The sequence below is a fragment of the Moraxella sp. CTOTU49097 genome (genome assembly GCF_032064105.1).
Lineage (GTDB): Bacteria > Pseudomonadota > Gammaproteobacteria > Pseudomonadales > Moraxellaceae > Faucicola > Faucicola osloensis_B.
Window position 1 is genome coordinate 35,350 of the sequence record NZ_DAMBOA010000012.1, and the last position, 20,640, is coordinate 55,989.

General features: G+C 43.2%; 21 protein-coding genes and 1 pseudogene. 9 read left to right on the forward strand and 13 right to left on the reverse strand.

Features of this window, described 5'->3' with window-relative positions; translation table 11 throughout:
• Window positions 1-26 precede the first annotated feature (26 nt).
• From RT064_RS11000 to RT064_RS08120, 3 genes and pseudogenes are all read right to left on the reverse strand, one after another.
• Window positions 27-218, reverse strand: a pseudogene (locus RT064_RS11000) (barstar family protein); the annotation flags it as partial.
• A gap of 107 nt (window positions 219-325) precedes the next feature.
• The gene (locus RT064_RS08115; protein ID WP_313062769.1) at window positions 326-802 is read right to left on the reverse strand and encodes a GNAT family N-acetyltransferase; all 477 of its coding nucleotides are present in this window, start codon (window positions 800-802) and stop codon (window positions 326-328) included.
• Window positions 799-1,428 carry a YqiA/YcfP family alpha/beta fold hydrolase gene (locus RT064_RS08120; RefSeq protein WP_313062770.1) on the reverse strand — a complete coding sequence of 210 codons (630 nt, stop codon included), beginning with the start codon at window positions 1,426-1,428 and terminating at the stop codon, window positions 799-801. The genes RT064_RS08115 and RT064_RS08120 overlap by 4 nt, the downstream gene beginning before the upstream one ends.
• A 234-nt stretch (window positions 1,429-1,662) precedes the next feature.
• On the opposite strand from RT064_RS08120, the gene RT064_RS08125 reads away from it, so the two are divergent.
• Both RT064_RS08125 and RT064_RS08130 read left to right on the forward strand, forming a co-directional pair.
• A complete protein-coding gene (locus tag RT064_RS08125) occupies window positions 1,663-1,980 on the forward strand; it encodes a DUF1289 domain-containing protein (protein WP_313062771.1) in 318 nt (105 codons plus the stop codon).
• 35 nt (window positions 1,981-2,015) lie between these two features.
• Entirely contained in the window at window positions 2,016-3,002 is a 987-nt protein-coding gene (locus RT064_RS08130; protein ID WP_313062772.1) for a putative bifunctional lysylphosphatidylglycerol flippase/synthetase, read from the forward strand.
• A gap of 136 nt (window positions 3,003-3,138) precedes the next feature.
• Here the strand turns inward: RT064_RS08130 and RT064_RS08135 are convergent, their stop codons facing one another.
• Entirely contained in the window at window positions 3,139-3,294 is a 156-nt protein-coding gene (locus tag RT064_RS08135; protein ID WP_007115844.1) for a DUF1328 domain-containing protein, read from the reverse strand.
• Window positions 3,295-3,948: 654 nt separating this feature from the next.
• Between RT064_RS08135 and RT064_RS08140 the strand changes: the two genes are divergently transcribed.
• On the forward strand, window positions 3,949-4,443 hold the full coding sequence (locus tag RT064_RS08140; RefSeq protein WP_313062773.1) for a hypothetical protein: 495 nt from the start codon (window positions 3,949-3,951) through the stop codon (window positions 4,441-4,443).
• A 162-nt stretch (window positions 4,444-4,605) separates the two neighbouring features.
• On the opposite strand, the gene sstT is transcribed toward RT064_RS08140, so the two are convergent.
• The 3 genes from sstT to RT064_RS08155 all read right to left on the reverse strand — a co-directional run bounded on the left by sstT (window position 4,606) and on the right by RT064_RS08155 (window position 7,971).
• Window positions 4,606-5,841 (reverse strand): serine/threonine transporter SstT, encoded by a 1,236-nt coding sequence (gene sstT, locus RT064_RS08145; RefSeq protein WP_313062774.1) that lies wholly within the window; start codon window positions 5,839-5,841, stop codon window positions 4,606-4,608.
• A 125-nt stretch (window positions 5,842-5,966) separates the two neighbouring features.
• Window positions 5,967-6,434 (reverse strand): DNA polymerase III subunit chi, encoded by a 468-nt coding sequence (locus RT064_RS08150; protein WP_313062775.1) that lies wholly within the window; start codon window positions 6,432-6,434, stop codon window positions 5,967-5,969.
• A gap of 22 nt (window positions 6,435-6,456) precedes the next feature.
• Window positions 6,457-7,971 (reverse strand): leucyl aminopeptidase, encoded by a 1,515-nt coding sequence (locus RT064_RS08155; RefSeq protein WP_313062776.1) that lies wholly within the window; start codon window positions 7,969-7,971, stop codon window positions 6,457-6,459.
• A gap of 368 nt (window positions 7,972-8,339) precedes the next feature.
• Between RT064_RS08155 and lptF the strand changes: the two genes are divergently transcribed.
• The 4 genes from lptF to RT064_RS08175 all read left to right on the forward strand — a co-directional run bounded on the left by lptF (window position 8,340) and on the right by RT064_RS08175 (window position 12,217).
• A complete protein-coding gene (lptF, locus tag RT064_RS08160; RefSeq protein WP_409519546.1) occupies window positions 8,340-9,455 on the forward strand; it encodes an LPS export ABC transporter permease LptF in 1,116 nt (371 codons plus the stop codon).
• Complete coding sequence (lptG, locus tag RT064_RS08165; protein WP_313062778.1) at window positions 9,452-10,525, forward strand: LPS export ABC transporter permease LptG; 1,074 nt, start codon at window positions 9,452-9,454, stop codon at window positions 10,523-10,525. Before lptF ends, lptG begins: the two co-directional genes overlap by 4 nt.
• Before the next feature lies 1 nt (window position 10,526).
• Entirely contained in the window at window positions 10,527-11,192 is a 666-nt protein-coding gene (locus tag RT064_RS08170) for a DNA glycosylase (RefSeq protein WP_313062779.1), read from the forward strand.
• A gap of 203 nt (window positions 11,193-11,395) precedes the next feature.
• Window positions 11,396-12,217, forward strand: coding sequence for a DUF305 domain-containing protein (locus RT064_RS08175; protein WP_313062780.1), 822 nt, complete (start codon window positions 11,396-11,398; stop codon window positions 12,215-12,217).
• Window positions 12,218-12,317: 100 nt separating this feature from the next.
• Here RT064_RS08175 and RT064_RS08180 read toward each other — a convergent pair whose 3' ends face one another.
• Complete coding sequence (locus RT064_RS08180; RefSeq protein ID WP_313062781.1) at window positions 12,318-12,644, reverse strand: chaperone modulator CbpM; 327 nt, start codon at window positions 12,642-12,644, stop codon at window positions 12,318-12,320.
• A 111-nt stretch (window positions 12,645-12,755) separates the two neighbouring features.
• Window positions 12,756-13,748 (reverse strand): DnaJ C-terminal domain-containing protein, encoded by a 993-nt coding sequence (locus RT064_RS08185; protein ID WP_313062782.1) that lies wholly within the window; start codon window positions 13,746-13,748, stop codon window positions 12,756-12,758.
• A 172-nt stretch (window positions 13,749-13,920) separates the two neighbouring features.
• Between RT064_RS08185 and hisH the strand changes: the two genes are divergently transcribed.
• Window positions 13,921-14,556 carry an imidazole glycerol phosphate synthase subunit HisH gene (gene hisH / locus RT064_RS08190; RefSeq protein WP_138017838.1) on the forward strand — a complete coding sequence of 212 codons (636 nt, stop codon included), beginning with the start codon at window positions 13,921-13,923 and terminating at the stop codon, window positions 14,554-14,556.
• A gap of 55 nt (window positions 14,557-14,611) precedes the next feature.
• Here the strand turns inward: hisH and RT064_RS08195 are convergent, their stop codons facing one another.
• Window positions 14,612-15,934 carry a valine--pyruvate transaminase gene (locus RT064_RS08195; protein WP_313062783.1) on the reverse strand — a complete coding sequence of 441 codons (1,323 nt, stop codon included), beginning with the start codon at window positions 15,932-15,934 and terminating at the stop codon, window positions 14,612-14,614.
• A 104-nt stretch (window positions 15,935-16,038) separates the two neighbouring features.
• Between RT064_RS08195 and RT064_RS08200 the strand changes: the two genes are divergently transcribed.
• The gene (locus RT064_RS08200) at window positions 16,039-17,415 is read left to right on the forward strand and encodes an ATP-binding protein (RefSeq protein ID WP_313062784.1); all 1,377 of its coding nucleotides are present in this window, start codon (window positions 16,039-16,041) and stop codon (window positions 17,413-17,415) included.
• A 95-nt stretch (window positions 17,416-17,510) separates the two neighbouring features.
• Here RT064_RS08200 and RT064_RS08205 read toward each other — a convergent pair whose 3' ends face one another.
• The 3 genes from RT064_RS08205 to RT064_RS08215 all read right to left on the reverse strand — a co-directional run bounded on the left by RT064_RS08205 (window position 17,511) and on the right by RT064_RS08215 (window position 20,429).
• The gene (locus tag RT064_RS08205; RefSeq protein ID WP_253852213.1) at window positions 17,511-17,720 is read right to left on the reverse strand and encodes a hypothetical protein; all 210 of its coding nucleotides are present in this window, start codon (window positions 17,718-17,720) and stop codon (window positions 17,511-17,513) included.
• A 97-nt stretch (window positions 17,721-17,817) separates the two neighbouring features.
• A complete protein-coding gene (locus RT064_RS08210; protein WP_313062785.1) occupies window positions 17,818-19,512 on the reverse strand; it encodes an ATP-binding protein in 1,695 nt (564 codons plus the stop codon).
• 209 nt (window positions 19,513-19,721) lie between these two features.
• Window positions 19,722-20,429 carry a response regulator gene (locus tag RT064_RS08215; protein WP_007115827.1) on the reverse strand — a complete coding sequence of 236 codons (708 nt, stop codon included), beginning with the start codon at window positions 20,427-20,429 and terminating at the stop codon, window positions 19,722-19,724.
• Window positions 20,430-20,640 lie beyond the last annotated feature (211 nt).

A 20,640-nucleotide genomic window follows, 5' to 3' on the forward strand; every position in this document is an offset into this window, starting at 1 on the left:
TTAAAAAAATCAATTAATTAAATGACTTACTGCAAAATAAAATCAAATTTTTGTTGCCAATCTAACTTTTCATCATGGTCTTTAACTCTTTGTAAAACATCAGTAATTTTTTCAAAATCTTCGCCTATATTGTGTTTGGATATATCAGAATTTTTCCAAATAATAATTAGTTGTCTTTCAATATTAAAACTTAATAAATCCCAGAGTGCATCTAAATTTTTACCATAATACTATTCAACATTTAATGCTTTAGCTAATTGATTGTGAAAATCTTTATCTGAAAAAATTTCATTACCACGAATTTCTATTTCCATCGACTAACCTTTTAATCAAGAAACTGTAAAACCATCAACCAATTTTCTAGGATAACGCCTGACCTTTCGACCGAATTTTTTTGAACAGTTTGAAACCCTTGTTTCTCAAAAAACGGCTTAGCGATATGTGAAGCACTCACGTTAATCTGATAGACATTATTTCCTTTGGCAACGCTTAAAACCTTTTCAAACAACGCTTGCCCGACACCTTGCTGTTGAAATTTTGGCTCGATATAAAAACAATCGATCTTACTAACTCTATCTTTAAGACCAAATTCAATAAAACCAACTGGCTCTTTATCAATCAAAGCCACAAACGGCTTAGTGCGTTCAAAGCGACTTTGCCAAAACTCATCTGAATGATTGCCAATCCATGCTTGTTTTTGACTGGTTGAATAAATACGATTATCAATTGCCAAAATCGCATTTTCAAAAATTTTGGCTAATGATTTACTATCTTGTGGCTGATAATCTCGAATAACTATCATTTAATCAACGGCAAGCCAAACAAGAACAGTATAATTTGCGGTAGTTTGGTTTCAAAATCACTCATCACATGGTCGCCACCCTCTTCTACGATAATGTGGCTTTGAGCATTGCTTTTTTCCAAAGCGCTTTGACTAAAATAATTGACCGCATCTTGGAAATTGAGTAACTCATCGCCTTTTTTCAAGATTACCAATAAATTTTGCGGATTGAGCGATTGTTCGGGGCGATTTGCTACCAGCCACTCAATATCTTTTTTGCTAATATGCCAACCATCAGGCGTCACGTGACCAACATAGTCATCGGGCAAACTGTCAAAATCTTCCCCAAAAAAACGCTTGAGACTTGTTCCACTGTGCACACTTGGATTGAGCAATACCGTTTTTTTGCCTGTCAAATTTGCCAAAATATTGCCATAAAATCCACCCAGCGAACTACCGACCAAACCTGTATTCGGGTCTTTGGCAATAATTTCTTGGATTAAAGCAATCGACTCATTGGGTGAACGATTCAAATCGGGCGCAACAACCTTGATTTGTGGGAAATTTTTGGCACAAAAATCTTTGAGTTTTTGCGCTTTTTCGGCGTTTGGATTGCTATCAAGTCCGTGAATATACACAATTTGCATGGCTTTATCTCAAATTTTTAATTATAGTAAATTATCATATCGACTGTTGTTGGTTTGGCTAACATTTAATCTTAGCATTGCTTGGCTAAAATAGCCATGATGCGAGGTTTCAACACGTTAAAATTTGTCGTGTTAGTTAGATAGTTGTGTTTGGCGGTACGTTTTTGCCTGTGTTATTTGATTTTCAGCCCAGTTAACCCTATCTCTGCATAGGTGGTTTACTCGTCCATTTGTATGGCGTCATCAGGAGTTATCACCGCGATGGAGCAGCAAGAGTTATTTGAGATTGCCAGTCCTTGTATTCAAGTCTGCGAGCTTGATAAACAAGGGTATTGTAAAGGCTGTTTGCGCAATCGTACCGAGCGTGACCTTTGGCTACTGATGAATGACTCCCAAAAGCGGCAAGTACTTAAGCTATTGACTATCCGACGACTCAAACGACTGCGTGCCCAGCGTTTGGCGCACCAAACCCCTACTGCGCAAGATGATGAGCTGAATTTAACATTGTTTGAAGATAATGAAAATAATGTTGGCGACTCATTGATTAAATGATTGTAATGTCTACTAAAAAAAATTAGGTTGAATGCATGAATAGTTCTTGGTTTAAGCAGGTTTGGCGACTTGCATTAACAGCGATTACGGTATTGATTTTTTTTATGGCAATTCGTGCGCTCTATCGTTTGACCAAAACTGTGCACTATCAAGACGTTCTAGACGCTATCGCGCATATTCCTACTTTCCATCTTATTATCGCCGCCATCGTGGTGGCTTTTGGTTATTTAGTACTCACTATTTATGATTTTATTGCACTACGCCAACTTGGCAAAAAACTTGATTACCGCCATGTCGCCCTCACCTCTTTTACCGCTTATGCCATTAGCCACACCATTGGGCTCAATCTTGTCACCGCGAGTGGTATCCGTTATCGTAACTATCGCCGTTTTAATCTGACTCATAATGAAATTGCCAACATCGTCTGGATGGTGTCAATGGCGTTTACCTTTGGTATTACCACGTTGATTGGGGCGTCTTTGACTAGCCATCCTGAGATTACCATTCAACTATTATCTGAACTGGATAAATCCCTTGGCATCTTTGAGCATACTTTCTATGTACGCATGCTTGGCATCATCATGTTAAGCGTTATTGCAGCGATTATTGTGTACGCTGGCAAGCAAGGCAAACACGTGGTGATTCGGGGTTGGCGCTTTGACTTACCGCCCGCCAAAATTGTGCTGCAACAGATTGCGATTGCCATTTTAGATTTAAGTACCGTGGCGTTGGTACTATACTTACTGTTACCGCCTTCTGAGCATATCAGCTATTGGGCGACCTTTTCTGCGTTTATTCAATCAATGGCAATCGGTATTTTAAGTCATGTCCCTGGCGGTCTGGGGGTGTTTGAAGTGGTTATGATTACGGCGTTGCCCAAAGTCGATCGGACGCAGATGCTGGCAGTATTATTGATTTTTAGATTACTGTATTACATCATGCCATTTTTGGTTGCCTTACTGGCATTGCTAGCATATGAGGCAAAGCTATATTTAAGTGAAAATTCTGACAAAGAAAAATAACCTTTTACATTTTTAACACCTTGCATCAAACAAACGTGTTTTCATATAGTAAAAGGTTATTTTAAGCGTGGTTGGTACGATCATACCAAATTAAATAGACCTATCTTATTAATACCTAGTGTTTAAAATTTAGTCTCTAAACTTTTCGGCTAATAAAGGCGATAATAAATAAAATCACCGCTACAGCCAAGAACACATATGCCAAGTTTGCTGATAGTCCTGCGACACCACCAAAACCTAAGAAACTTGCAATCAGTGCGATTACAGCAAAAATAATAGCCCAACGAAACATGATAATTCTCCTTTTTTTATTGTTTTTAATGTCCTGCTTTTGCACCATGCTTTTGCACTTAGACACTTTGCATTTTACATTCTAGTTGTTAAAGCATGTTGACCTATGCTTTATCACATCACTGCATATTAAAATGATTCTATCGGGTTGTAACGAGCAATTTTGTAAGGTTTGTGGCATTCTCATAGCCGTTGTATAAAAAAGTGCAAAAAAATTCCTCCAAGGTTGATGACGTTGACGCTTCTAGTAAGCTTTAGTAAGTTTTGCAACGCTTTGTTAATACATTCCGATAACTGGTGTTGTACTCATGCCATAAAATTTACCCTAAAATAAAATTTGACCACGTTTTATTGACAATTTTACTGATTGTTAACGCTACCGAATAACTTCCTTAAGAGTGCAAAGATTTATTTACGTACTCTCAACATATTTACGTATTTTCAACATTTTGTCCCCAATCCTTACATTCTCACATCTGTTGATTGTTTATAATGACAGCTAGGCGTTTAGTATTCCCTTAAAGCAAAGCATTTTCTTGATAACCACTTTCTTGATAATTGATAATACGGTCATATTTGGGGATTATACTAACTACCTATTATAACTATAGAAAACAAGTTAGCCATTAACCTAGCAATCAACAATGAGGAAAAAATGATGAAAAAATTAGCCACAACCCTTACTGCATTAGTCATAGCAACTGGTCTTACAGTCAGTGCGCAAGCAGCGACTAAAGTAACAACTACGACCAAATCGACTACCACACACAAAAACGTAGCAACGGCAAAAGCAAAACCGCAAAAAGCTACTCAAAAATCCACAAAAGCATCAAAAAATACTCACAGCACCAAAGCTTCAGCCAAGGCTAAAAAAAGCAGCAAAGTAGCTCCAAGAACCAGTGAAGTAAACATTGATATCCCAGCTGACCTAAAAATCGACGAAAGCAATAACAAATCTGTTGCGCCAACTGCACCTATGAATGCTCAACCAAATCCTGCGGTTGTGGTACCTGTGGCAAAAGTTATCCCAAAAGGTCCTGTGGTTCAATCAGTCACCGTGCAGCCTGTTGATGACAATACAGCGATTGCCTCAACAACAACGGCCGTACCCGTTGATGTACAAATCGTACCCGTTGTAGTAAAACCATAATCGCTAATTGTTAAGTGATTTTTATAAAAAAAGATGCCTGCGTGGCATCTTTTTTTTGTGGATAATTGGCTAATTAGTCTATTGATTATTTGGACAATAAAAAAGACACGTTTGATAGCCTTTTTTATTGTTCCTTTTTTATTGTTATATAGCTCAAAATCTTTAGCGATGATAAGCATATTTGGGATCCGCGGCCGCGGTAAATAACACGTCCGTTGATGAGTTGAGTGCTGTCTCAACCGAGTCTTGTACTACCCCAATAATAAAACCAATCGCGACTACCTGCATGGCAATGGTATCAGGAATATTAAAGAAACTACAGGCCAATGGTATCAATAGCAATGAACCCCCTGCAACACCCGATGCCCCCGCCGCGGCCAAGGTAGCTACCACAGATAACAACAGCGCAGACCCGAAGTCCACATTAATACCTAACGTATGGGCCGCTGCCAATGTCATCACATTAATGGTAATCGCTGCCCCAGCCATATTAATGGTGGCACCTAGTGGAATAGTGATTGAATAAGTATCCTCATGTAAACCTAACTTATGCGCAAGGTTTAGATTCACAGGAATATTGGCAGCTGAACTGCGAGTAAAGAAGGCGGTGATGCCACTTTCTTTAAGACAGGTAAACACTAATGGATAAGGATTTTTGCGGGTTTTGACAAACACAATCAAGGGGTTTACAACCAACGCGATAAATGCCATAGAGCCGACCAACACTGCTAACAAACGGGCATAACTTAATAACACCGACAGACCCGTTTCAGCGATGGTTTGTGTCACCAAGCCAAACACGCCCAATGGCGCAAACCAAATCACCCATTTGACCACGCTTGAGACCGCTTCCGCCAAATCGTTAATCATTTGCTTGGTAGTGTCTGAGGCATGGCGCAAGGCAAAACCCAAAATCGCCGCCCACGATAGCACGCCCATGTAGTTGGCATTGACGATCGATTTGACGGGATTTTCCACCATGTTGGTCAATAGGGCTTTTATCACTTCTGCTAAGGATGACGGTGGCGTCTGACTGACTTCACCGGCTTTTAAAATCAATTCGGTTGGGAATAAAAAACTTGCCACGACGGCGGTCAAAGCTGCCAAGAACGTACCTGCCATATACAGCACCAAGGTTGAGCGGACATTGACCTGAGTGCCTGATTTATGCTGACTGATAGCGGCAATGATTAAGATAAACACCAACAACGGTGCAATCGCTTTTAACGCACCGACAAACAACGCACCCAAAATTGAGATGGTTTGCGCCACACTCATGGATAAACCGCCGATGATAGTCGGATTGGCTAATGAACCGACTAAGATACCAAGTATCAGCCCTATCACAATCAAAGGTACCAACCCCACGCGCTGATACGCTTGGATAAGCTTTAACATAATAACCTCTTAATATTTCACCGCAAAAATGGCTGCTATATTAACATTTTTTAACAATTTGCATAAATTATTTTTAAAATCGTCAACTTGTCAATTTAAAGCTATCAAAGTGTTGGGTAGAGAGGTTATCGGATTTGAAAAACTTGGATGGTAGGTGGGCTGCTAGTTGCTAGGGCTTGTAATTGTGCTTGATAAGTACGGTATTTGTGACGACCACTTTCAACGTGTTCGGGGGCGGCGTCGATGACCTCTAGCAAGCGGCTAGCTTGGGTATCTACAATTGCTTCGTTGGTGAGATTGATGACGACGCCATCAAATTGGGTGACAAGTTCGATATTATCGGTGAGTACTACACTGGCAGGGAGTTTTTGGTGGTAAAAGGCATCAAGTTGCTGGATAATTTGGTGCGGAATAAACGCCACATTACTCAATGACCATAATCGGTTATCAAGTGAGGGTAATAGCTCGGACGCTGCCACTACGATAATGCTATCCTCGCTTTTGGCTAGCACGGTTGAGATCAGCTGGCAGACGAACGCCAGCTGTTTTTTTTGCGGGGATAAAATATAAAAACTAATTTGTGATGCCGTCATAGGGTGGTCAGCGTCCTATCAGCTAGACTGCATCTTGGATAGCTTGGCGATAAAGATAATGCATCAATAGCGGTACTGGACGACCCGTTGCTGTTGGCTCTTTGCCCGACTGCCATGCCGTACCTGCAATATCCAAGTGCGCCCAAGGAATATCTTCCACAAATTTCGATAGAAAACACGCCGCTGTGACTGACCCTGCTGGCATACCGCCAATGTTCTGCATATCTGCCATGTTGGATTTAAGCTGCTCTTGGTAGTCATCATCCAGTGGCATGTGCCAAACACGGTCATACGCTGATTCACTAGCTTGTTCAAGCTCAAAAATCACATCTTCATTGTTACTGTATAAACCTGAGCGCACATAACCCAGCGCCACGATACACGCCCCAGTCAAGGTTGCCATGTCGATAATCACTTTTGGCTGATAGCGCTGTACATACACCAAGGTGTCGCAAAGTACCAAACGACCTTCGGCATCCGTATTGAGGATTTCCACGGTTTTACCATTCATGGCGGTGACGATATCGCCAGGGCGAGTCGCTGTTCCTGATGGCATATTCTCTGCACAAGCGAGTGCGCCAACGACTTGCAGCGGTAGACGCGCTTCACATAGCGCTTTAATCATCCCCATGACTGCCGCTGCACCGCCCATGTCGTATTTCATCTCGCCCATACCCAAACCTGGTTTGAGTGAAATACCACCACTGTCAAAGGTGATGCCTTTGCCTACAAGTACAATCGGTTGCTCTAGGCTTGATTTTTTGCCTTTGGTTTTGCTGTTTTTGTCTTTTTTGGCGGCTTTACCATTGTACTCAAGTAATACCAGCTTAGCTTCATGCGCGGAGCCGCGAGCGACTGCCAAAAAGCAGTTCATCCCTAATTGCTGCATGTCTTTTTCACCCAATACTTTGACCGTCAATAGCTCTGGGTATTGATTGGCCAAGTTTTGCGCTTGCTCTGCAAGATACGCAGGGAAACATACATTCGGTGGCTGATTTGCCAAATCTTTGGTGAGTGATTGACCTTGCGCAGTCGCCTGCTGCAGCTGTAGCAGGGTGTCAAACGCGGCTTGTTTGTCTGCGCTAACCAATAAGGTCACGTCTTTTAGCGTCGGTTTATCCGCTTTTTGCGATTTATAAATATCAAAGGTGTAGCTTTGATTTAACAGGGCTAATGCCAACTGACCAAAACTCACTTCATCAATACTATCGCCTAAACTGACAATGGCAGATTTGGTAAGACGGCTTAAACTTGCATAAATCGCTTTAGCAATTTTTTGCAGGCTACCCCCTTTTAATTTGTCTTGACTGCCCACGCCGACCAATAACAGACCCGTATTGTTGTCTGTGCCATAATTGATTGCGGTGTCGGCAAGCTTACCCTTAAAACGACTCGCTTCAATCAAGCGACTGACAGCGGTTTGTAGCTCACTCGTTAGTTGCCCCATAGTTTGGCTATTGTCATCTACCAATACCACGTGATAGCTATTCTTGACCGTTTTTTTAAGCGCGGTCGCTAGTGTCAATGTCAAACTCATTTAAGCTCCTTAATTATTGTCATCAAGAAATAACTATTATCATAGCATACCTATTATGGTATTTGGGTTATAGCATTTGGGGATGGGGTATCAGGCGTCATTGCATAGGGTAAAATGCGGTTGTAAAAAGTCATTGTAAAAAATGGCTTTGATAAAGCGGCTGTAAAAAGTGGTGGTGAAAAGTCATTGTGAAATGTTACCTTACAGTATTCATATTCATAATCTCTCGGCAACGCGCTAAAATAGCCGATTAACAGATGCGCTCAATGGTATGATGTCGTACAATATTGGCATTTACTTCCCTAGCTGTTTGAATTGATTAATTTTTGAGTAATATTAGGTGGTTACTTGTGATATTACGACGCTATATGACGCAACAAGTCGCCGCTAATACTGCGATTGTGCTGTTATTTCTGATGGCGCTGATGCTTGGCGGTCGCTTAATCCGCTATTTTGGTATCGCTGCAGAAGGCAGGCTGGATGTTGGTTTGCTGTTCGCCATTATTGGCTATAACATTCCAACCTTTCTTGAGCTAATTTTACCGCTGTCATTTTTTATCGCGCTGATGCTCGTGCTCGGTCGTATGTACGTGGATCATGAGATGAGCGTCCTGTTTGCCAGTGGCATCAGTCGTGGCCGTTTGACACGTTTGATGATTCCGCTGATTACTGGGTTATTTGTATTTCAAATGGGAATTAGTCTTTGGGCAAAACCATGGGGACTGTCTAACAGTGAGCAGATTTGGCAAACCCAGTCGCTCGGTAGTTTACTCGATTTAGTGCGTCCAAAAACCTTTATCAGCAGTGGTAACTATCACCTGTATGTCGATGAGTTTGATAAAGAAAAACGTGAACTCAAAAACCTATACGTGGTGCAACAGCAAACCGATAAAAGCGGCAAAATCGCCAAAAACGATGTTATCATCACCGCCAAGCGCGCCTATCAAGTACCCAGTAAAGACACGGATAGCTCAATGCAGCTGGATTTGTTTCAGGGTCGTCGCTATGAGCTTGGCACCAATCAGGCCAACTATAATCAAGCCAGTTTTGAAAAATATCGCATTACCCTAGAAAAACCTGCCAGCGAAAAAATTACCGAAACCAATGTCGAAACCCAAACCACTGCCAAACTGCTCGCCCATACCCAAAAACCTGAAGTCAAAGCCGAGCTGGGCTATCGCTTTACCATGCCGTGGCTGATTATCATTGCGGCAATGCTTGCTACCCCGCTTGCACAGGTACGCCCCCGTCAAGGACGCTGGCTTCGTTTGTTACCTTCCGTGCTTATATTCGCTAGCTGTGCGATTAGTATCATTTCGCTACGCACTGCCATTGGTAAAGAGCGCATTAGTGAGTACGCATATATTTGGCTAATCGTTGGTTTTATCGCATTTGCATTGTTGTTAAATTGGCAAAGCCGCGTGGTACATCGTGTCCGCTATCGTCACCAAAGTCGTCAGTTGTCTGCAGGCGGTCAGCCATGATTTTATCTCGTTACGTTAAAAAACAAGCGCTTTTTGCCATGACAGGGGCTATCATTGGTCTTTGGCTCCTTAAAGTCGTCTTTGATTACCTGGCAGAGTTGCAGGATCTCAATGATCATTACAATTATTTAGATGCCTTGCGTTTTATTGCCTATAGTGCACCCAGTGATTTACTCGACTATATGCCATTTGGCACGCTATTAGGCGCAGTGGTAGGGCTAGGCTTGCTTGCCAACACCAGTGAGCTGACGGTGATTCAAGCGGCAGGTATCAGCCGCTTTAAAATAGTCGGTTGGGTGATGCAACCAGCGATTCTTTTTGTCATTATTGGGCTATTACTTGGGCAGTATATAGTGCCAACTAGCAATCAGTTAGCGCACCAAGTCAAACATGACAAGCCTTTGCTATCAAGTGCCATTAACGGTTATTGGGACAAACAAGCCAACCGCATCATCAATATTGACTATGCCAATACCAAAGGCGAGCTCAAAAACATTAAAGTTTGGCAGCTAGACGACACTGCTCATATTCAGCAAGTGCTGCAAGCCGATACTGGCAGCTTTGTCAGTCAAAACGCCGCCGATAAGACATCGGGCTGGCAGCTGCAACAAATCAAACAATTGACCATTGCCGCCGATGGGCACAGTCAGTTGACTACCATCCCGACGATGACGCTGCAATTACCCATTGAGCCGTCAGCGATTTATCTGTTAACACGCAGCCCTGATAACATGTCAGTGACCGAATTATGGCAGCACCAACAGCTCTTAGCCAAAGACAAACGCCGCTCGCTTGAGCATGAAGTGGCCTTTTGGAAAAAGCTATTGTCGCCTTTTGCCATGCTATCGCTAGTGTTGGTTGCTTGTTCATTTGTATTTGGCTCCTTGCGTAACCAAAGCTTGGGCTATCGTATTGTGATCGCTCTGCTCTTTGGCTTGGTATTTAGTTATCTGCAAGATTTGGTCGGGTTTGTCAGTCTAAGCACGGGATTTTCACCGTTTTTTATGGTGCTGTTACCGATTATTGCCAGTGCCGCGCTTGGCGTGTATTTAATTAGAAATAAAAACTGATATGTCTGCTGATTTATTGACTGACCCGCGTGTCGAAGCCCATCCGTTTGGTAACTTCTTTTTTGCTGATACCAAAGTTTTGATGATGGGTACCATGCCGCCCACACCTGATAAATGGTGCATGGCATTTCATTACCCCAATTTTTATAACGATATGTGGCGCGTCATGGGCAAGGTGTTTTTTGATGATATCGATTATTTTCGAGTCGGTGATGAAAAACGCTTTGATGCCGAAAAAATTAAAGCATTCTTACAGGCTTATAAAATTGGTGAATGTCCCTCAGTCACTCATGTCATCCGCGAAAAAGGCAATGCGGCTGACGAACATCTGACTGTGGTGGCTACGGTTGATTTGGGTAAAGTTTTGGCGCAGCTTGAGCAGGTCAAGTGGATTTATACCACCGGTGGCAAGGCCACAGAAGTGCTGATAGCGCTGGTGAACCAAAGTATCAGTGACCCCGCGTCACCCTATTTTGATCCCAGTCAAACACTCTATAAACTACCAAAAACCAATCAGTTTCTTGAAGTTAACGCTTTTGGGCGAGCATTTGGTATTTATCGGTTGCCATCGACCTCGCGCGCTTACCCGCAAAGCTTGGAGAAAAAAGTAGCCGCTTATCGAGCGTTTTTTACCTTGGCGGGGATATTGCCCGCAAGCGGCAGTTAGCATAATCGACAGCTAGTACAATCAGCATTTAGCAAATAATAAGTAAGCTGCCATGACACAATTGATATAGTCACTGTGATTACCCTACTTTATACTCTTGCCTAAGACTGATAATCAATACGGACAGTCAACGCTTACCGTTAATGCTTACAATCATCATTTCAAAAAACACCGTATAAAAATCAAGGCATGGGAGCCGATGCATGGCCAACACCGCACCACCAATCTTGCTTGTCATCGCAGTTATCAGCATGATTGGTTGTGAGCAATCTGATTCTCAGCAGCCAGCACCCCCTACCGCTGCCGCCGTGAGCGCGCCCCAAGAGTTTGATGATAAACCATTGCCACAGGTATTAGACACACAGGCAATCAATAACAACATGCTCACCGTCAGTCAATTGGCGCAAGGCTACGTGATGCCCGCCTCAAGTACCATCAATGACTATCAAGAAGCATATTTTACTGTCATCAAGCAGCCAAGCATCGATGCAGCTACAGCAAGTGACCCAAATGCCCTCAATCAATTTGACTATATACCCATCTCACCTGATATGATTTTTGTCAAAGCTATGCTAAGTCATTTTGATGAAATCATCGCGCTTGCCAATATTGAGCAGCGATACGGCAAAAACCCTGAACTACTAGGTTTAGCCCGAGACATTATCAGCTCACGCCAAAATGAATCACAAATATTACAGAATTGGCTTGCCATGCAACTGGTTCAAAACACCGCGGACCCTAATCAGCCGATGGCAGATAGTGTGGCAGCCCAGCAAGAAATCGATAGCATTATCGATGATATGCAGCAAGAAATGGTCGACACAGTCATGACTAAAAACGCCGACCAAGCGTTTGCCCAAACCGTGCTGATTCATCATAAAGGCGCGATTGCGTTCTCACAAGTGGTTGCCAAATATGGTAACGATGACAAAGTGCGTAACCTTACCAATACCCTAATCGATACCCAACAAGCCGAAATTCAACTTCTACAAAATTGGCTTCGTAACCACGGTTATGCCCAATAATCGTTTGCTGTAGCAAATAAAAAAGGCGGATTATCGCACGATAACCCGCCCTTTTTTAAGATTAAATTCACCTAGTTGATGTTGGCTAACTTGATGCTTGCTAGCTGTCATCCACATCATGAACCATTCGCGTGAGCGTGATTTGCCGCTGTAACTGCCGAAGCGGTCTTAGCTCGTCAAGCAGCGATAGTATCAAGCCAATCGCTTGCGGACTGGCATCAAAATCACGGCGTAGGCGTGAGGCAAGGCGCACTGTGGTCAGTTGTGCGCTATTAAAATAGGGCTGGCTGTCGATGGCAGGCGTTTCAGCATAAATAATATCTTCATCTATTAGCGCTAATACCCAGCTTTTATCCCAACTACTCGCCGTAATCAAATCATCTAAAGTTAACCGTAATGATAAATCCGTATTGGTGGTTTGAGCCATGTTGCACTCCTGTTGTGTCTCTATAGTTATGTTTGGTGCTGGTTTGTCATTTTTTTATTGTACTGCCTGTTTTTTTTGCTTAGTTATCAATAGCGCTTAATTATCAATAGATTAGCGCGTTGGCACAAATGAGGCAAATGCCGATTTGAACGCTTCAAATGCTTGGATGTCTGCGTCTGTATCGATTTTTGGCAACACGATATTTAAGCTTAAATATAAATCACCGGCTTCTTTAGCTGGGATACCTTTACCTTTCAGGCGAAGATTGGTACCGGTGCGGCTATTTTTTGGGACAGTGACATTGACCTTGCCAGCAGGCGTGTTGACGGTGATTTGACCCCCCAAAGCGGCTTCCCAAGGCGCAACGTCTACCGTTTGGAACACGTCTTTGCCTTCTACACGGATATTGTCTGGGTGATTAAATTTAATTTTTAGGTACAAATCACCATTATCACCGCCATACGGGCTTGGATTGCCTTGTTTTGCCAAGCGAATTTGTTGCCCTTCGGCAATACCTTTGGGGATTTTGACTTCAATGGTCTTGGTTTGATAATCCAGCCCTGTCGCAGTTTGCACGGGTAAACTTAGGCTGATTTTACGGGTATCGCCTTCATAGGTAGCTTTTAAATCAATTGATAACTCGGCATGCTGATCGTCGCCTTTACTCGAGCGTTGCGACTGTCTGCCACCAAATCCGTCTGCACCGCCCCCGAATGTCGAGAAAATATCATCAAATCTAAAGCCACCCGCACCTTGCGATTGACGACCGCCAGCCCCACCGCCAAACTGGCGAAGAATTTCATCCAAATCCGCTTGGCTCATATTGGCATTAAAGCCCTGACCGCCGCCCATGCCACCCCCCATACCGCCAAAGCCTTGACCCATATAAGGGTTGTCGAGCATCAGGTCGTATTGGGCGCGTTTTTCAGCGTCCTTGAGCGTTTCATAGGCGTTATTGATTTCACCCATTTTGGCGTCAGCATCGGGTGAGTCGTTGATATCAGGGTGATATTTTCGTACCAGTTTGCGATAGGCTTTTTTAATATCTGCTTCACTGGCTTTTTTATCGACGCCTAAAATGTCATAATAGTTTTTTTCTGCCATTATTATTGTCCTTACAATTTTGCGAATAATGCTATTCGCGCAGCAATGTGATGATATTAATATAATGGCTATTTTGGCATTTTTCAAAGCTTCTTTGGTAATTGATGATGAGCGCCAAGTGATATCAGCGTTTAATCGCGGTTTTGGGCTTTCTTTGACAATAGGATAACAGATGACAAAGGTTGCATTGTTAGATTATGGCATGGGTAATTTACATTCGGCGGGTAAAGCCTTGACGGCAGTGGGCGCTGATGTGTCGATCACGCGTGACCCTGCGGTGATTGCGGCAGCGGACAAAATCGTCTTCCCTGGCGTAGGGGCAATGCGCGACTGTATGGCAGAGATGCAGGCAGCAGGAATCGCTGATGCTGTCAAAACGGCTGTATTTAATAAGCCTGTAATGGCGATTTGTGTGGGGATGCAGGCGTTGTTTGAGCGCTCAGAAGAAAATGACGGGGTAGACTGTCTGGGGGTACTGGGCGGTGATGTCAAACGCTTTGATGATCATTGGCTAGATGACAAAAACGAACGCATTAAAGTGCCGCATATGGGTTGGAATACTATCACCCATATGGATTTGGCGCATCCGCTATGGCAAGGGATTGAAGATAATACCCATTTTTATTTTGTGCATAGTTTTTATTGTGTGCCGTCTGATACTTCGATTGTAGCGGCAACCTGTGATTATGGCGTCGAGTTTTGTGCCAGCGTGATTAAAGATAATTTGTTTGCGACCCAGTTCCACCCCGAAAAAAGCCATACTGCAGGATTACAGCTACTGAAGAATTTTGTTGAGTGGAAAATTTAGTTGTTCAAAACAACAGTAAAAGGGCGCGATGTGCGCCCTTTTTTATTGCTCGTTTTTACTGCTTGGCATAAACCGCTCTCACCACTTCCCCAATCGTGGCAATCCCTTTTTTCAAGGTATCATCATCTTGGGCGATGCTTAAGCGGATGCACTCATGGGCATGTTTAAAGTTTTCAGTATCCACGCCAACAAAGAAATGCTCGCTAGGAATAATTAATGTGCCTTTGGCTTTTAATCGCTCATACAATTCCACCGTGGTTATCGGTAAATCTTTAAACCATACCCACAGGAAAATCGCACCTTCAGGCTTGTGGATTTTCATCGCATTGTTATATGGGCTTGGCAAGTCGCCCAGTTCTTGTTTTAGCAGCTGCACCGCTAATTTGGCTTGTCCTTGATAAAACGGACGAATATGGTGGTCTGACAAATCTTTTAGCCTGTCATCTTGTAGCAGTGGCGTAGCAATCGCCGCGCCAAAACGGGTCGGCGCTAGATTGACAATGGCGTTTAGGCTGCTAATCGCTTTGACCACCTGCGGATTGGCGACCACAATCCCTGTACGCACCCCAGGCAAACCGATTTTTGATAGGCTAAAGCACAAAATAATTTGCTCATTCCAATTGAGCGTGGCTTGGCTATAGATGATATTGGGAAACGGCATCCCATACGCATTGTCAATAATCAGTGGGATATCAAAACGCTTGGCAATCGCTTCAAGGCGCGCCATTTCGTCATCGGTCAGTACGTTGCCTGTTGGGTTGGTGGGGCGTGAACAACAAATTGCCCCAATTTCGCCGTTGTGCAATTCAGCCAAATTTTCTAGCGTGTCAAAATCGACTCGGTATTTAAAAAAGCCGTCTTCGCCTTGGTGTTGCACAAATTCGATGCTGGGTGGCACTGCGATAAAATGCTGCCCATCCACATGGGCATCGGCATAACCCACATATTCTGGAGCAAGTGGTAATAGAATTTTTTTATCAATGCTGCCTTGTGTAGTATCGTCAAACTGCCCACCAAACAAGTTGAATAAATAAAAAAATGCGTTTTGTGAGCCATTGGTCAGGGCGATATTGTCTGTGGTAAGTCCCCAATCATAATGGCGATTAAAAAAATCTACCAATGCTGAAATAAACTTGGCATCGCCCTGCGGTGTTGAGTAGTTTCCGATATTTTCGATGGCCATTGAACCCGTATCACCTTCGGCTAGGGTTTTAAACACCGACCAATAGGTTTGGTTAACTTTATCAATCCGTGCTGGATTGCCACCGCCGAGCATATTAATCGGTTGCTCACTGTTAAGCGCGTTGCCCAAATCATCCATTAACTGCAAAATACCGCTGTTTTTGGTAAACTTTTCACCAAACTTTGAAAACTGCATGATTGCCCCTTTAATTTTGCCAAGCTATCTGCGTATTATAACAGGATGCAAGTGCCGTTGCCCGTTTTGACTCACCTGTACAGCCACCATCAGGATACCCCAGCATGAAACCGCATTTACCCAAACTTAAAGGCTATAGCCACACTTGGCAAACCACCTTGATGGTGATGTTGATGGTACTGGTGAGCGTGGCGTTGTCGCTGTGGTTTTTTTGGCGCAGTCTGTATTTACCAGAGCTACAAAACCATGCGACTTATCTTGCCCATCAGCTGTTGATGATTGATAAAGCGGATAAAGATTTTAAAAACAATCCCGAGCTTAAAAACTGGATTATTGATGCCTCGCATATTAACGTGATTACTGACCCACAACAGATACCTTCTTTTCAAGAAAAAACCTTGGTGGATTATTTTACCCAGCGGATGGCAACACAGATGGAAACCGTGATGCAGCGTCCGGTATCGGTCAATTTTAAATTCAAACCCGTACCGATTTTGTATATTCAAGACAGCGCGCATCCGGATGTTTGGCTGCAAGAGCCCGTCAAGTTTTATGCCAAATATAGCCCAACGTCGATTTATTTTTTCTTATTGGGGATTCCGCTTGCCACGTTGCTGACTATTTTGTTTTTGGTCAGACAATTAAATCGCCCGCTCAAACGCCTACAAAAAGTGGCGATTGATTACATCACCCTTGGGCACGCCAACAATTTGGTGACCAATGAAGGCTCAACGGAGATTCGTCAGGTGAATTTGGCATTTAACCGACTGTTTCATAACCTGATCCAAACCCAAAAAGAACGCAATATTATGCTAGCAGGTATTTCCCATGATTTGCGCACGCCACTGACGCGGATGCGACTCACAGCTGAGATGCTACCCGATGAGTTTTTGCGGGAAGGGCTAGTGTATGACATCGAGGATATGGACGCGATTTTGGAGCAGTTTATTTCATTTATGAAAGATGGCTCAGATGAAGCAGTGCGATTGACTAACCTGCGTCCCATCATTAACGAGATTGTGGTGCAGTTTGCCCCCACCCCCTTTATTATCGACATCCAAGACGATCTGCCCAGTGTGCCATTGCGACCCTTATCCATCAAGCGTCTCATTGTTAATTTGGTCAATAATGCTTGTCGCTATGGTCAGCCGCCCATTCATATTGAAATTAGCATTGATGATGATCTACAGCCTACCGAGCAAGTGGTCACCGATGAAACCCTAACGCCAGAGATAACCTCTAGACAAAAATACTTAACCATTAAAGTTAGCGATGAAGGGCAAGGCGTTGCCGAAGATCAGCTTGAGCGGATTATGCAGCCGTTTGAGCGGGGCGAAACGGCACGTACCACGCAAGGGAGTGGACTTGGGCTTGCGATTGTAAGCCGCATTACTCACCTGCACAATGGTAGCGTCATCGCTCGTAATCAGCCCAATGGCGGCGGCTTAGTAGTGGTAGTGAATATTCCGATTATAGAATAAAGCTGACAGAAGCCTAATTGGTTGCTTAATAGGTTAGGCTAACCATGATTCCTTAGTAACTTTGGTTTTGATAACTTTGGTTCGGGTAGCCATTTTTACTTTTTAGTACCAATCATGGGGGGTAATTCACTTGACACATTGGTGGCTGTGACAGGGTGAACCAATGCTGCGCGCGCCTGTGAGACGGACTGGCTTTCAGTAGGTTTGCGCAAAAAACTGTAATAACCAAAAACAGCCATGTTGAGTACCACCAATGCTAAAAATAGGTAACGCATGCCATCCTCGCTTGTGATGATTTCGCTCATCGGTTAATTGATGTGCGCAAATTTCGCTAAACCATTGAGTCACTCAGTAAAATTTAGCCCAGTCTGAGCAAATTTGCAAGCATCACTGGTAACAAGCTTATGACCCTTGCGCTTGCGTGTATTTTTTCTCACTACTTTTTTGGGTAATTTCATCGGCTTCAATACTTGACGCTAGCTGGCTTTTTGGCCACTTCATGATAAATCGCGCGCCACCCAAAGTCGGGCTTTCATCCACTGACATCCGGCCATTAAACCAAAACGCAATTCGAGACACGATTGATAAGCCGAGACCATAACCACCCGAGGCACGGGTACGACTATCATCCAGACGCGCAAATGGGATAAAGACTTTTTCACGGTCTTTTTCTGGAATACCCTGTCCATCATCTTCCACACTGATAAAGGCTTCATTTTTTTCTAAGCCTGCTGAGATGATAATGGTGCTTTCGGCATAACGGGTGGCATTACCTGCCAAGTTTTGCAACACGCGGTGTAAATAGCGTCTATCAGCTTGTGCAAACACACCTTTCTGCACCTTACCTACTTTGACGGTGACAGGTTTACCAAGCGCATTGGTCTCACGGACAATCTGCGAAACCAGTTCTTGCAAATCGACATCTTCCCAGTCCATTTTGGGTGAGCCTTCTTCAAGCTTGGCATAGGTCAAAATTTCATCAATCAAGCCATTGAGCGATTCGATATCTTGGTCGATATAATCACGCTGACTCATCCGATCTTCATAATCATCCGTATCAGCCAGCATATCCACGGCAAAACGGATACGTGCTACTGGGGTGCGCAGCTCATGAGATACGGCACGCGTCAACTCGCGCTGGGATTCAATCAAACGGCGGATGTGCTCAGTCATACTATTAAAGGTTGCGGCTAGATGAGCAATTTCATCTTCGCCCACGACTTTTACTTTGGTATTGAGCTTACCTTCGCGCACTTTAGTGATACCGCTCTGAATGAGCTGCAATTTACGCTCTAATGGGAAAATCAGCGCATATACACCTAGACTAATCAAGAACATACTAATAAGCGTGATACTAATAATCAGATTAAGCGGAAACCAGTTAAATAGCGGAATGGGTCCCAAATCCACCACGGTATCTTGGATTTCAGTCGGTGCTAATACCCGAATCGATGAATTCTCTACACTGGTATTGTCACGGAACATAATCACAATGTCTTTGCGATACAGGCGCGCTTTTTGGTCGGTATCAAGCTGCAGTTTATTAATAGATTGCAAGGTGAGCTTAAAAGGGAAAAATTTTTGAATTTGTTGCAAGCGTTGCTGTTTTTCTGCCAAAGTACGATAGTAGGACAAATCATCGAGTAGCAACACGCCTACCCCTTTGATTTGTTGCTCACTGAGTTTATTAAAACTCACATGCAACACGTTATTCTCGCCCGAGACTTTGTAATAAATCTCAGCCGTATTGTTATCGCTATTAAAACGTACTACGGCTTGTTGTTTATTAAGTCGATTGATTTCGCTGGTTCTAAAGTCCGCTTTTGAGATCGGTTCGATATTAAACTTGGTATCAAATAAAGTACTGACATCAGAGAGCCAAAAATTACGCTCTTGGGCAGTAACTTGGCGCGATAAGCCTGAATCAATGAGATAAAATGCCGCTGATGCCATATCCTCGCGATAAGTCTGTACCCGCTCTGCATTGATAGTGGTTATAAGCAGTTGCGCAAAAAATGCAACCAACAAACAGATAAATAACAGACCTGCATAAATTCGCAGAAAAATAGACTGGTTTAAGGAGGATAATAGCGGCATAAAAATCTAGGGTTAAGGTCAATAGATAATAGCCGTATTATTACCTAGCAAAATTAATATTACAATGTAAAATTCATGAAGCAACTGTCTAGTAACGTAGTAAATTGTTGTCCAAAATCTTTCAATTGGTCAGTAGCAAAATATATAGCGACAAAAAAAGCCAGCTTGATGCCGACTTTTTTATCAATACTGTGCTTGTCAATACTATGTTAGTTTTCTTTGACAAACAGATAGCCTTTACTGCGAACGGTTTTGATACGTTTTGGGTTTTCTGGATCATCACCAATTTTTGGACGGATACGAGAAATACGTACATCAATCGAGCGGTCTTGACCATCGTACTCAATACCACGCAGACGTTCAAAAATATCTTCACGCGATAAAATACGACCTGCATTTGATGCCAACAACCACAACAAATCATATTCTGCACTGGTAAAGTCAACAAGCTCATCGTTCAAAGTGACCGAGCGACCGCCGTTATCAATAACCAAATCGCCAAATTCAAGACGCTGCGGCACTTCATCGGTTGGCGCGGTATCAGAGCGGCGCAATAGCGCACGAATACGCGCTAATAACACACGGGGTTGAACCGGTTTTGCCACATAGTCGTCCGCACCCATTTCTAGACCTAATACTTGGTCCATATCTTCGGTACGCGCGGTTAACATTAAGATAGGGTTATGAAAATGAGGACGTACTTCACGGCATACCGTGAGACCGTCACTACCTGGCAGCATCACATCAAGCACCACCATATCAGGCTGCTCAGCCACAATACGACGAATCGCACGGTTACCATCAGTTTCAATTGCCACATCTAGACCATTTTTACGCAAATAATCTTGGGTCAAGGTGGCAAGACGCTCATCATCCTCTACAATCAATACGCGGGGTATCAACTCTTCTTCTGACATAATTTCCTCCAAAAAATTTTATACATACTCTTAATACTTATATCAGAATATATCTTTATTTATCTATCAGCAATAAGTAATGAAAGTTTACGTATTACCTGTACTACTACAATATAATTGAATTAATTTAGCGAAAAAATAGCCAATTTAATATTGGAGACCTTTGCACGAAACAGCCCCTTTGCTCGAGGCATACCACCAAACCGAAAAA

Bases quoted from the DNA above. Each gene is read 5' to 3' on its own strand.
- hisH (WP_138017838.1), top strand. From the start codon at position 13,921: ATGACAAAGGTTGCATTGTTAGATTATGGCATGGGTAATTTACATTCG.
- lptG (WP_313062778.1), top strand. From the start codon at position 9,452: ATGATTTTATCTCGTTACGTTAAAAAACAAGCGCTTTTTGCCATGACA.
- RT064_RS08115 (WP_313062769.1), bottom strand. From the start codon at position 802: ATGATAGTTATTCGAGATTATCAGCCACAAGATAGTAAATCATTAGCC.
- RT064_RS08155 (WP_313062776.1), bottom strand. From the start codon at position 7,971: ATGAGTTTGACATTGACACTAGCGACCGCGCTTAAAAAAACGGTCAAG.
- RT064_RS08135 (WP_007115844.1), bottom strand. From the start codon at position 3,294: ATGTTTCGTTGGGCTATTATTTTTGCTGTAATCGCACTGATTGCAAGT.
- sstT (WP_313062774.1), bottom strand. From the start codon at position 5,841: ATGTTAAAGCTTATCCAAGCGTATCAGCGCGTGGGGTTGGTACCTTTG.
- RT064_RS08130 (WP_313062772.1), top strand. From the start codon at position 2,016: ATGAATAGTTCTTGGTTTAAGCAGGTTTGGCGACTTGCATTAACAGCG.
- RT064_RS08125 (WP_313062771.1), top strand. From the start codon at position 1,663: ATGGCGTCATCAGGAGTTATCACCGCGATGGAGCAGCAAGAGTTATTT.
- lptF (WP_409519546.1), top strand. From the start codon at position 8,340: ATGACGCAACAAGTCGCCGCTAATACTGCGATTGTGCTGTTATTTCTG.
- RT064_RS08140 (WP_313062773.1), top strand. From the start codon at position 3,949: ATGATGAAAAAATTAGCCACAACCCTTACTGCATTAGTCATAGCAACT.
- RT064_RS08180 (WP_313062781.1), bottom strand. From the start codon at position 12,644: ATGGCTCAAACCACCAATACGGATTTATCATTACGGTTAACTTTAGAT.
- RT064_RS08120 (WP_313062770.1), bottom strand. From the start codon at position 1,428: ATGCAAATTGTGTATATTCACGGACTTGATAGCAATCCAAACGCCGAA.
- RT064_RS08185 (WP_313062782.1), bottom strand. From the start codon at position 13,748: ATGGCAGAAAAAAACTATTATGACATTTTAGGCGTCGATAAAAAAGCC.
- RT064_RS08170 (WP_313062779.1), top strand. From the start codon at position 10,527: ATGTCTGCTGATTTATTGACTGACCCGCGTGTCGAAGCCCATCCGTTT.
- RT064_RS08215 (WP_007115827.1), bottom strand. From the start codon at position 20,429: ATGTCAGAAGAAGAGTTGATACCCCGCGTATTGATTGTAGAGGATGAT.
- RT064_RS08205 (WP_253852213.1), bottom strand. From the start codon at position 17,720: ATGAGCGAAATCATCACAAGCGAGGATGGCATGCGTTACCTATTTTTA.
- RT064_RS08195 (WP_313062783.1), bottom strand. From the start codon at position 15,934: ATGCAGTTTTCAAAGTTTGGTGAAAAGTTTACCAAAAACAGCGGTATT.
- RT064_RS08200 (WP_313062784.1), top strand. From the start codon at position 16,039: ATGAAACCGCATTTACCCAAACTTAAAGGCTATAGCCACACTTGGCAA.
- RT064_RS08150 (WP_313062775.1), bottom strand. From the start codon at position 6,434: ATGACGGCATCACAAATTAGTTTTTATATTTTATCCCCGCAAAAAAAA.
- RT064_RS08175 (WP_313062780.1), top strand. From the start codon at position 11,396: ATGGCCAACACCGCACCACCAATCTTGCTTGTCATCGCAGTTATCAGC.
- RT064_RS08210 (WP_313062785.1), bottom strand. From the start codon at position 19,512: ATGCCGCTATTATCCTCCTTAAACCAGTCTATTTTTCTGCGAATTTAT.